The 11845-nt window shown below is 50.6% G+C and carries 6 protein-coding genes; 2 read left to right on the top strand and 4 right to left on the bottom strand.

The features are described from left to right. Positions 1 to 92: 92 nt before the first annotated feature. Positions 93 to 272 carry a hypothetical protein gene (locus ACFVVF_RS14330; RefSeq protein WP_387810455.1) on the top strand — a complete coding sequence of 60 codons (180 nt, stop codon included), beginning with the start codon at positions 93 to 95 and terminating at the stop codon, positions 270 to 272. Positions 273 to 1693: 1421 nt separating this feature from the next. Here ACFVVF_RS14330 and gltB read toward each other — a convergent pair. Further along, positions 1694 to 6295, bottom strand: coding sequence for a glutamate synthase large subunit (gltB, locus tag ACFVVF_RS14325; protein ID WP_387810452.1), 4602 nt, complete (start codon positions 6293 to 6295; stop codon positions 1694 to 1696). Positions 6296 to 6741: 446 nt separating this feature from the next. Between gltB and ACFVVF_RS14320 the strand changes: the two genes are divergently transcribed. Beyond that, positions 6742 to 8076: a stalk domain-containing protein gene (locus tag ACFVVF_RS14320; RefSeq protein WP_387810449.1), complete on the top strand. Its 1335-nt coding sequence runs from the start codon at positions 6742 to 6744 to the stop codon at positions 8074 to 8076. Positions 8077 to 8278: 202 nt separating this feature from the next. On the opposite strand, the gene ACFVVF_RS14315 is transcribed toward ACFVVF_RS14320, so the two are convergent. The 3 genes from ACFVVF_RS14315 to kapB form a co-directional block, all read right to left on the bottom strand. Continuing rightward, positions 8279 to 10288: a YhgE/Pip family protein gene (locus ACFVVF_RS14315; protein WP_387810446.1), complete on the bottom strand. Its 2010-nt coding sequence runs from the start codon at positions 10286 to 10288 to the stop codon at positions 8279 to 8281. A 185-nt stretch (positions 10289 to 10473) separates the two neighbouring features. Then, positions 10474 to 11079: a TetR/AcrR family transcriptional regulator gene (locus ACFVVF_RS14310; RefSeq protein WP_387810443.1), complete on the bottom strand. Its 606-nt coding sequence runs from the start codon at positions 11077 to 11079 to the stop codon at positions 10474 to 10476. Positions 11080 to 11148: 69 nt separating this feature from the next. Continuing rightward, positions 11149 to 11550: a sporulation phosphorelay system protein KapB gene (kapB, locus tag ACFVVF_RS14305; protein WP_387810440.1), complete on the bottom strand. Its 402-nt coding sequence runs from the start codon at positions 11548 to 11550 to the stop codon at positions 11149 to 11151. Between the last annotated feature and the right edge of the window lie 295 nt (positions 11551 to 11845).

Raw genomic sequence — 11845 nt, 5'->3', positions numbered from 1 at the left:
CATCACGGTTCATTCTGCCGTTCTTGATTCCATCTTAACGTTCGGCTCCGCGAACTGGATGATGGGAACCTTCGAAAAGTCAGACTGAACTCGTGCCACTCCGCTCTCACACCTTTTTCACTGCGCAAAATGCCTCCTCCGCTTTTTTGGCGGAGTGGAAGTTCAAAGGCATGCGCTCGCTGCGCATCATGGTTCATTCTGCCGTTCTTGATTCCATCTTAACGTTCGGCTCCGCGAACTGGATGATGGGAACCTTCGAAAAGTCAGACTGAACTCGTTACGCTCCGCTCTCACACCTTTTTCACTGCGCAAAATGCCTCCTCCGCTTTTTTGGCGGAGTGGAAGTTCAAAGGCATGCGCTCGCTGTGCGTCACGGTTCATTCTGCCGTTCTTGATTCCATCTTAACGTTCGGCTCCGCGAACTGGATGATGGGAACCTTCGAAAAGTCAGACTGAACTCGTGGCGCTCCGCTCTCACACATTTTCAGTTCCTCATGTTGCTGTTCAAGATCAAGTGCATGCGCTCGCTTCATTCTTACACTTTGAAATGCTTGTGACTATTCCCCTTCAGCTCCACTTAATCTGTCGCATGCAATTTCGCTATTCCAGCATAAAATTTCTCTATTCCCTGGTCATTATCAAATTTCGTTGGCTTAGTGTAAGAAAGTTCACTCGAGCGGAATTTGATTTCGCAATAAAGAAAAAAGTGTACTTATCTGCCCGAAATCAGCTGAAATTCCATTCAGGACGTAAATATAGAGAAAAAAGTGATGTTTATAGCGTAATTCACTTCTCTAGTTACTAGAAGCAAATAGCAGCAGCTAGAGTTGATTAGTAACTATGCTCGCATAGTCCAGATCAGATTAGTTAGTTAAAACATCGATCATATGCAACACAGGTAACTGCTAAAGACACCATCTGGCGTATGAGTACTGTTAATTGTATAGACATTGTGATTTGCAATTTCGCTACTCCGGTATAAAATTTCTCTATTTTCTGTCCATCACCACATTTCGTTGACTTAGTGTAAGAAAGTTCACGAGAGCGGAATCTAATTTCGCAATAAAGAAAAAAGTGTACTTATCTGCTCCAAATCGGCTTAAATTCCCCTGAGGATAAAAATATATAGAAAAAAGTGGAGTTTGTAGAGAAATTATTTTCTCTAGTTACTAGAAACCAATAGCCACAGTTAGAGGTGATTAATTTAGTAGCTTGAGCAGTCCGTGTGAGAATTAATTAGTTTCAACATCGATATCAGATTAGCTAATTAATACCTTCGCCTATAATGCAGAGGTAACAGCATAAATCCACCATCCGACGTACTAGTACTACTATTCAGAAATTAGTTAGTTTAACTATATGCACAGATAACAACGTAAACGCGCCATTCGGCGTGTAAGCTCTGCTAGTTGTGAAGGATATTACTTCTGTTGCAACCATACGTTAAGGAGCAAATTCAGCACATTATGGGCGGCACATGATCTCATTCGGATTGAGGCACCGCAGCGACGTTCAAGAGATGTATATATACATTCAATTAGCGCAACACTTGTCTGTACTCCTGCCATACGGAGTATCTTGCGGCTACCATACTTATACCACCTCACACAGCCCTAGAACGCCTCACCGCCCTTCTAACGCAAAAAAAAGGACTGTCCCGGCACCCGGGACAGTCCTTTCACTTATCACTCCATTAGCCGCCTGTACGGGCGAGATCTTTCATGCTGGCTTCGAACGCGGCGAGAAGCGCTGCGTCGTCTGCAAGGCCGGAATCTTCGGCTTTGCGGATGTGCTCCAGCATTTTTTTGTAATCCTTCGGAATGATTTTGACGAATTTATTAAGCGATGCATCCCAATCGTTCAGCACACGGGAAGCGAGTCCGCTCTCTGTATACAAGACATGCTTCTCAAGCAAGCCTTTCAGCTCGGCAACGTCCGCCTCTTCCTCTACGCGCTCCAGCAGCACCATCTCGATGTTGCAGTTCTTATAGAAGTCACCGTTAGCGTCATAGACGTAGGCGATACCGCCGGACATGCCGGCTGCAAAGTTGCGTCCCGTGCTGCCTAGTACAACTACGCGGCCGCCAGTCATGTATTCACAGCCATGGTCGCCCACGCCCTCAACAACGACTTTGACGCCGCTGTTGCGGACGGCAAAGCGTTCGCCGGCAATACCGCGGATGTAAGCTTCACCGTCGGTGCCGCCGTAAAGCGCCGTGTTGCCAATAATGACGTTGTCTTCGGCAATGAAAGTCGCTTTTGGCGATGGAGCAACGATCAGCTTGCCGCCGGAAAGACCTTTGCCGACATAGTCATTGGAGTCGCCTTCAAGCGAGAGCGTAATGCCTTTCGGTACGAATGCGCCAAAGCTTTGGCCGGCAGAGCCGACAAAGTGGAACGAGATCGTATCCTCTGGCAGGCCTTTCGCGCCGTAACGGCGTGTTACTTCGCTGCCAAGCACTGTACCGACAACGCGGTTCGTGTTGCAGATCGGGAACGAGCCGCGTACGCGCTCGCCGCTCTCCAGCGCCGATTGCGCTGCAGGAACCAGCTGTTGAACGTCAAGCGAGAGCTCCAGGCCGTGATTTTGCTGCTGTACATTATGGCGTGCAGCATCTTGCGGTACTTCCGGCTGGTGAAGCAGCGGTGAAAGATCCAGACCTTTCGCTTTGTAATGGTTCAGAAGCTGCTTCGTCTCCAGAACGTCAACACGTCCCACCATCTCTTGAATGGTACGGAAGCCAAGCTCCGCCATAATTTCACGCAGCTCTGCTGCAACGAATTTCAAGTAGTTCACGACATGGCTCGGATCGCCCATGAATTTCGCGCGAAGCTCAGGGTTTTGCGTAGCGACGCCGACCGGACAAGTATCCAGCTGGCAGACACGCATCATGACGCAGCCGAGTACAACGAGCGGAGCTGTCGAGAAGCCGTATTCTTCGGCACCGAGCAGCACAGCGATTGCAACGTCGCGGCCATTCATCATTTTGCCGTCTGTTTCAATAACGACGCGGTCACGCAGGTTGTTGATCATCAGCGTTTGATGCGTCTCAGCCAGACCCAGCTCCCATGGCAGACCTGCATGGCGGATAGAGTTCATCGGCGATGCGCCCGTGCCGCCATCATAGCCGCTGACCATAATAACGTCAGCGCGTGCTTTTGCAACACCTGCTGCAATCGTACCAACGCCAACCTCGGAAACAAGCTTCACGTTGATACGGGCGCGCGGATTCGCGTTTTTCAGGTCATGAATCAGCTCGGCCAAATCCTCGATCGAATAAATATCGTGATGCGGAGGCGGCGAGATCAAGCCTACGCCAGGCGTAGAGCCGCGAACCTCAGCTACCCAAGGGTAAACCTTGCGGCCAGGCAGCTGTCCGCCTTCACCAGGCTTAGCGCCTTGCGCCATTTTGATCTGAATCTCATCCGCGTTAACCAAGTAGTTGCTCGTTACGCCGAAACGGCCGGATGCAACCTGCTTGATGGAGCTTCGGCGGGAATCGCCATTCGCATCTGGAATGAAACGCGCCGGATCCTCGCCGCCTTCACCTGTATTGGACTTGCCGCCAATCCGGTTCATCGCGATTGCAAGGCTCTCATGCGCTTCCTTGCTGATTGAACCGAAGGACATGGCGCCCGTCTTGAACCGTTTCAGAATCGATTCGACCGATTCCACTTCCTCAAGCGGAACAGATTGCAGTCCATCCTTGAATTTCAACAGCGAGCGAAGCATCGTGTGCTTCTTGTCTTCGCCTTGTACGAGAGCCGAGAATTTTTTGTACAGCTTGTAATCGTTGGCGCGGGAAGCCATTTGTAGCGTATGAATCGTCTGCGGGCTGAACAAATGCTCTTCGCCGTCTTTCCGCCATTGATATTCGCCGCCGGAGTCGAGCTCCTTCTCGCCGCCCTCTTGCTCAGCGAACGCTTTATCATGGTATTTCAGCGCCTCTTCGGCGATAACGTCAAGACCGATGCCGCCAATACGGGACGGAGTCCAAGTGAAGTATTGGTCAATCAGCTCTTCCTTCAAGCCAACTGCCTCGAAAATTTGTGCGCCGCGATACGATTGAACCGTCGAAATGCCCATTTTGGACAATACCTTCGTTACGCCCTTCGTCGCCGCTTTAATATAGTTTTTGACCGCTTTCTCGTGCGAAATATTGCGCAGCAAGCCCTGGCGGATCATATCGTCAAGCGATTCGAACGCCAAGTACGGATTAACCGCGCTTACGCCGTAGCCCAAAAGCAGCGCGTAGTGATGCACTTCACGCGGATCGCCGGATTCAAGCAGGATAGCAACCTTCGTACGTGTACCTTGGCGAATCAAATGGTGATGCAGCGCAGATACAGCAAGCAATGCCGGAATCGCTGCATTTTCACGATCAATGCCGCGGTCAGACAAGATCAGAATGTTATGGCCTTTGTCGATGACGCGGTCTGCCGCTTCGCACATGAGATCAAGCGCGGAACGAAGTCCTTCTTCGCCTTCGGATGCTGTGAAGAAGATCGGCAGCGTGATGGACTTGAAGCCCTCACGGCGAACATGACGCAGCTTCGCGAACTGCTCGTTGGACAAGATCGGCGTATCCAGCTTAATGTGGCGCGCACTCTCAGGCTCCGGCTTGAGCAGGTTGCGCTCCGGTCCGATTGTCGTGCCGACAGCTGTAATAATTTCTTCGCGGATCGCATCGATCGGCGGGTTCGTTACTTGCGCAAACAGCTGCTTGAAGTAGTTGTACAAGCGCTGAGGGCGCTCCGACAAAATCGCAAGCGGAGCATCGTAGCCCATCGACGAGATCGGCTCTTGACCGCTGCTCGCCATCGGCTCCAGCACTTTGCGTACGTCTTCAAATGTATAGCCGAACGCTTGCTGACGCTGCTGCACCGTCTCATGAGCCGGCTCTGGCAGCTCAGGCGCATCAGGAAGCTCATCCAGACCAACGAGGTGCTCGTCGAGCCATTCGCGGTAAGGATGTTCGAAAGCAACCTGCGCTTTTACTTCCTCATCCGGAATGATGCGGCCCTCTTCCGTGTCGATCAGAAGCATTTTGCCTGGACGCAAACGATCTTTGTACAAAATATCCTCGGCTGGAATATCAACTGTACCTGCTTCAGAACCAAGAATAATGTGATCGTCCTTCGTTACATAGTAACGTGCAGGACGAAGTCCGTTCCGGTCAAGGTAGGCACAGATTTTGGAGCCGTCCGTAATCGCCATTGCAGCCGGTCCGTCCCATGGCTCCATGAGCGTGCTGTGATATTCGTAGAACGCTTTTTTATCATCGTCCATGCCCTCGTCATTCGACCAAGGCTCCGGTACCATCATCATCGCCACATGCGGCAGTGAGCGGCCCGACAGGAACAGGAATTCAAGCGAGTTGTCGAACATCGCTGTGTCCGAACCGTCCGGATTAATAACAGGCTTCACTTTGTCCATATCCTCACCGAATAGTTCGGTTTCGAACAGCGTCTGGCGGGCATGCATCCAGTTAACGTTGCCGCGGAGCGTGTTGATCTCGCCATTGTGAATCAAATAGTGGAACGGATGCGCGCGCTCCCAGCTTGGGAACGTGTTCGTGCTGAAACGGGAGTGAACGAGCGCCATAGCCGATACGACAGACTCGTCGTTCAGCTCCTGGTAGAAGGAGCGAACCTGCTCCGTCGTAAGCATCCCTTTATATACGATCTTTTTGCTCGACAAGCTAGGGAAGTAGAACATCTCTCCGCCTTCCTTGCCGGAATAACGAATCGCAAGCTCCGCGCGTTTGCGGATAACGTACAGCTTGCGTTCAAAAGCGAGAACATCCTTCAAGCTCTCGTTTTTTCCGATAAATACTTGACGCACATATGGTTTAACGGAAAGCGCCGATTCGCCGAGCTTGCTGTCATCTGTTGGAACAGTACGCCAGCCCACTACCGATTGGCCTTCCTCTTTAATAATGTTTTCCAGGTCGCGCTCGAAAGCGCTGCGGATTTGCTCATCATGCGGCATAAAGAGCATGCCAACGGCATATTCTCCCTCTTGCGGCAGCTGAATCTCTTGCTTCTTCAATTCCCGTGCGAAAAAGTCATGCGGAATTTGAAGCAAAATTCCCGCGCCATCCCCCGTGTTTGGTTCGCTGCCTTGACCGCCGCGATGCTCCATGTTCTCCAGAAGCGTAAGCGCTTGGCGAATGACGGTATGCGATTTTTTACCTTTGATGTTTGCTACAAATCCCATGCCGCATGCGTCTTTCTCAAATCGCGGATCATAAAGTCCTTGCTTCGGCGGTAATCCAAAAATTTTCTCTTTCATCCTGTGCTACCTCTCTTACAGAAGATTTTTGGGCAAGCATTGTGAAACCAAGCCATTTCTTCGAGCGAACGGTGCGCTATAAATGGACTTATTGACGATTGCGTTGAACGGTGCAGGCGAGGCGCTTCGGCGAGCCGTAAAGCCGTTCATGAATAATTCTTGTCGAAATCGCGCGAATATTCAGCCTTTCAACGTGAATCCAAACTTTTTCCTGCCAAACAAAGGATATTGTTCGTATTGTATTGAAATGTCATTATTACGCCGATATCGACCAGGGTTGACCTTTTCCCGAGCGGTATCCTGCCATTTCAGCTTGTAATTTATCTTATCACCATGCCAAAACGTTAGCAATTTAATATTTTTTATGATTGTGATAAAGTTTAGTTCGCACCTTATTGTTCGGTTATTCACCTCTTCTTCAATTATTTTAACAAAAGGACGTGACCATGTTGTATAGAAAATATAGGGATAAGTTCATCAGGCCCGCCATACTTTTACTCGCTTGTGCTGCACTGTCAATAACAGCTTGGACAGGCTTTTCCGAACCTGCTGCCGCTCAAGGCAATACTGCCGGCAAAGCAGCTCAGTCATCCGGATATTACCGGATTGCCGCCCTTGGCGATTCGATAACCGCAGGGTATGAATACGGATTTTCCGAACATTCAGTTCCGTACGGCTATGTGGAGCATATTTTTGAGCAATCTCTCTTTCTTGGCAATCGGACGGCTTATACGAATTATGGAATACTTGGCTTGCGGACGACAGGCTTGCATGCGCTTGTTCAAGCAGCCGCTGATGGACGGACCGCAAGCCCCGATGACATTCAGAAGAAGCTGCCCGATCCGAGAGCGAAGGATATCGTCTCCCGGACGAAGGAACTGAACACTTCCCTGAAGCAGGCCGACTTGATCGTCATGACGATCGGCGGCAACGACCTTTTTGACGTGATGGTCAAGCTCCAGCAAAAATCGCCAATTGAAGAAGCCAATGCACTGCTGGAAGACCTGTTGAATACTTATGAGCAAGAACTGGAAGCAGCGCTGCGAATAATCGTCAAGCTGAATCCAGATGCAAAGATCGCCATAGCCGATCAATACTTGCCTGTTCCAGCCCCTCTGAAGGTCGGCTCGTTTACGATCCCGCTTTTCCCGGAATACCAGCGCCAGTTTTTGCTGAAAGGCTTGGGGCAGCTTCATGATCGTCTGAACAGCATCGTTGCCAGACTGAACAAAGAAGGCGCCCATGCCATAGCAGTCAATATTAGCGCACCGTTTCTCGGGAGCGAGACGAAGCTTACTTCCATCGCAGACGGAGATGTTCATCCGAACCGTCAAGGTTATGCGGCTATCGGCCGCGCATTCTCCAAAGCGGTCTGGGGCAGCTATCGTACGGTCCGGCCTCGGGCGGCGGATGTGTCCATCTCGGTAGTCGCAGCGGGAAAAGAACTGCCGGCGAACGCCTCCAAACCGATTATCCGGGACGGCCGCACCTTTGTCGCCATGCGCGATATTGCAGATGCGCTGGGTGCCAAGCTGAGCTGGAGCTCGTCCTCGCAAACCGCAACCTTTGACTATAACGGGCATCGCGCTGTCATTGCCATCGGTTCGAAATACATTGTTGTAGACGGAATCCGCACCGAGCTCAAAGGTCCTCCGGCATTTCTAAGCGACGTGAAAGAAAGTGCGGGAAAGACTTATTTGCCGCTTGCCGCCCTATCCGATTCGCTTGGTCTTCAGGTCGTATACAGGGAGCCGCTGCAAACGGTATTTATCAATAAATAGATTGCACATCCGATTCGAATGTTTTTAAACACCATTATGCTAAAAACAAACCGATGCGTCCATGTACGATTTGGCGTTATATTTGCATCATTTGTCACATTGCAGCGATTTTCCATGCCTTTATATGTGAAATCATACAAACAAGCACCGTTTCACAAAAAAAACGTCTGGAGTTAACATTTACTCCAGACGTTTTTTATAGTCACGCAGCCGTCAATTCAGTGTTGCCTGCTTGTTTGCGATGAACGATAACAAAGTATGCGAGCGTCAGCACACTGAAGATTGCAAAGAACAGCAGAAGCACGCCTGTGTTCGACCACAATACCGAAGTGTCGCCGCTCGAGATTACCGCTTTAAAGCCCGAAACGGAATAGCTCATCGGAAGCCAAGCGTTAAAGGATTGCATCCAGCCAGGAATCAATTCCAGCGGGAACGTGCCGGCCGAAGTTGTCAGCTGGAAGATCAGAACAACGATGGCGATGAAACGGCCCGGCTGATCGAATACCGTAACCAGAAATTGAATCAGGCTCATGAAGGTGATGCTGGTAATAAAGCTGAACAGGAAGAACTGGCCTACATTTTGAACATGAAGATCTAAACCGTACAACAATACCGCATCAACAATGACAGTCTGAATAAGGCCAACTCCTACCATTACGAGCAGCTTGCTGACGAACCAGCTCCAGCCGCTGGCAGGTTGAACAGCCGGCTCTCTTACTGCAAACACGATCGTCAGCAGCAAAGCGCCGACAAACAGGCCAAGGGAAATAAAGTATGGCGCAAAGCCGGTACCGTAGTTCGGAACGCTGTCATGAACAACGGTCTCGACGTCAATCGGACTTGCAAACATATCAAACATATCGTCACCGGCATGAAGCGATGAAGTTTTGTTTGCCGCTTCGCTCAGCTTGCTGGACAATTCACCTGTACCATCCGTCAATTGAACCAAACCGCTGCTAAGCTGATTCGCCCCCGTCGCGAGCTGGCTGGAGCCGTCCGCAACCGTAGCTACCCCTGCTGACAGCTGATTCAAGCCGCCATGCAGTTTCGTTGCTCCCGCTTGCAGCGAGCCGGATCCTGCTGCCAGCTTCTGCCCGCCTGCCGACGCCTCTTTCAGCTTCGAGCCAAACGTATCCATTCCCGCAGCCAAAGTATCCAATCCGCTGGTCAACGATGCCGCGCCGCCGCTCAATTGCTGCTGCCCGTCCGCCGATGCTTTGGCGCCTGCAGCCAGCTTCTTGCTTTGCTCTACCATTTGCTTGAAGTTTGCATCGTCTGCCAGCCCCGGTACAGCCGCCGCATACTGCTCAAGCGCGTGAGACAGCTGCTCTGCTCCTGCCGCTACTTGTGCAGACCCGGCAGCCGATTGTTTAAGACCTTGTTCCAGTTGTTTAGCTCCTTTATCTGCCTTAGCAGCACCATCCTGCAGCTGACCGCTTGCGCCTGCCAGCTGGTTCAGGCCTGAGCTCAGCGAGCTTGCGCCCTTGTTCAGATCCTTTGCTCCTTTTTCCAGATCGGAGCTTCCCGCAACCAGTTGATTGACGCCGTTTTTAACCGACAGGGAACCGTCGCTAAGCTTAGCCAGATTTGCCGCTATCGTAGCAGCGCCGTTCTTGGCTGTCAGCGTTCCGTCGTTAATTTTCGTTGCGCCGTCGCTAGCTGCCCCAAGTCCGTCCGCAAGCACCGACACTTGCTCGAATACGGTACGTGCATATTCTTTCGTAACTTCTTTATTTAGCTGAGCCTTCATCGTTTCGATGGCCGTATTCCCGATTTGCGCCGAGAGGAAGTTCAAGCTCTCGTTCGGCAAATAGCGGATGACCGCTGGTGCGGGTTTGTCGGAGGTCAAGGTCGCTGCTTGTGCGGAGAAATTCTCCGGTATCTCGATCGCCATATAATAGCGGTTATCTTTCAAGCCCTGCTCTGCCGCTTCTTTATCGACAAAATCCCATTTGAACCTCGGATTATCCTTCAGCTTATTAATAAACTGCTCGCCGATCGCAAGCTGCTTGCCGTTTAGCTCAGCACCCGCGTCGGAATTCACGACGGCTACCGGCAACTCATCCATTTTACTGTACGGATCCCAGAATGCCCCCAGGAACAATCCGCTGTAAAGCACCGGTACCATTAATATGGCGATAACCGGAATAAGCACTTTACGGTTTTTAATGATGGCAGACAGCTCGCTGCCGAATTGACGCAACCCTTTCATCTCAGCCACTCCTTCATATCGTAAACATCTCTCTTGTTTGTTATGACTATTTAACCATAATAGTCATTTGGTCAATTCATTCGAAAATAATAACCGTCATCCGCCGGAGCGCCGATAAACGGTCATTCATTCTTATTCCTCACAATTTACTCCGCTCTACTGCTGACATTCATCGTATTGCTTCATTAAGTAGTCGCTTCAGGGCCTCCGCTCAAACCGTACCGGAACAGCGTCGTCATTTGGTCGCTCACGGCTTCCCTGCTCAATGGCTCACGCGTTCTGCCCCACTCGACCGCTAACGCAATGTACGTCCTGAAGATCAAATAAGCAGTCAGCTCGGGATTATCGCTTTGCAGCTCGCCTTGCTGGATGCCGATGCGCACCTCTTGCTCGATAAAGTTGACGACCGCCCTCTCGATCTGCGCCAAGCCGTCCTGAACCGTTGGCGTTCTAACTTCCCATAGCTCCTGGTTCAGCTTAACGAACAGCTCATGCTGCTCTCTGAACTGCAGTACACCGTGGAGCGCTTTATTCAAATTCTCGAAAAAAGGCTTCTTCCGGTCGATGCTTGCATTGGCTATCGCCTTCATTTCCGCCGTCATCTGCTTGACGATCTCCTCGAACAACACTTCTTTGGTCGCGAAAAACGTATAGATTGTTCCTTTGCCGACACCGCCCAGCTTCGCAACAAGCTCCATCGTCGTCGCCTTATAGCCGAACATTGCGAATGATTTCGACGCAGCGTCAATTATTTGCTTTCTGCGGTCGATCGGCTTGCGTTCCGCTGCCATTTGCATTCCCTCCTTTCCGCAAAACTGACCAAAATAACGTTTCGGTCATTTGTTCATGCGTTCAGTTTATCACTTGTTATAATCCATTTCAAGCTCTTTCATTAAAATTAAACTTTTTTCCGCCCACCGCTTCAACTGATCGAGCGATTCCGCCGCCGTTTCCGCGGCCGCAAGCAGCGATTGCTTATAATCGGGAACCGTGCTGCGTCCGTATGCCGACAATGCGCGAAGCAATACGGTCGTTTTTTCCGTGTAGCTTAGTGCCCTCCGTTCGTGGAACATCGGTACATCAGGGTTGTATGGCGAATGGAGGTCTCCCTGCTCCGGATGCTTCATCACTGCTAATATTTTCACCAGCGCACGTGGACCGTTCAGTTCCATCACTTCTGCTACATAATGTCCCGATCTCACTTCAGCCTGTACAATGTCTCCGACTTCATATGACGGTGTTTTTTTCGTATCCTGCTCCATTTTGTCTCACCTATTCCTTCCAATTGTGTTAAAATACTTACAGCGATTGCAACCTCATGAATTTCACGTCTTATTACTATAATAAAGAGACTTCTAATCAAGCGGACCTTTTTACTGCCTTCAGCATAAATTAAATTTCCTGAAAGAAGCAAGCTAGGTGTGTCTGAGAACTCTGAGGGCAGCAAATTTTGCCGAATTTTCGTTCCATGCAAGGCGCGTTTGTGAAGGTGTACCAGGGGGTACGTCAAGCAAACGGAACGAAGCAGGGGGCGGAAAGGCGGTGAAAGGTGCCACT

The organism is Paenibacillus sp. NPDC058174 (assembly GCF_042883865.1).
GTDB lineage: Bacteria > Bacillota > Bacilli > Paenibacillales > Paenibacillaceae > Pristimantibacillus.
Note: the sequence above shows the minus strand (reverse complement) of the source record. Positions and strands in the feature narration are given on the sequence as shown.

Coding starts and splice junctions, on each gene's coding strand:
- gltB (WP_387810452.1), bottom strand. CDS start 6,295: ATGAAAGAGAAAATTTTTGGATTACCGCCGAAGCAAGGACTTTATGAT.
- ACFVVF_RS14320 (WP_387810449.1), top strand. CDS start 6,742: ATGTTGTATAGAAAATATAGGGATAAGTTCATCAGGCCCGCCATACTT.
- ACFVVF_RS14315 (WP_387810446.1), bottom strand. CDS start 10,288: ATGAAAGGGTTGCGTCAATTCGGCAGCGAGCTGTCTGCCATCATTAAA.
- ACFVVF_RS14310 (WP_387810443.1), bottom strand. CDS start 11,079: ATGGCAGCGGAACGCAAGCCGATCGACCGCAGAAAGCAAATAATTGAC.
- kapB (WP_387810440.1), bottom strand. CDS start 11,550: ATGGAGCAGGATACGAAAAAAACACCGTCATATGAAGTCGGAGACATT.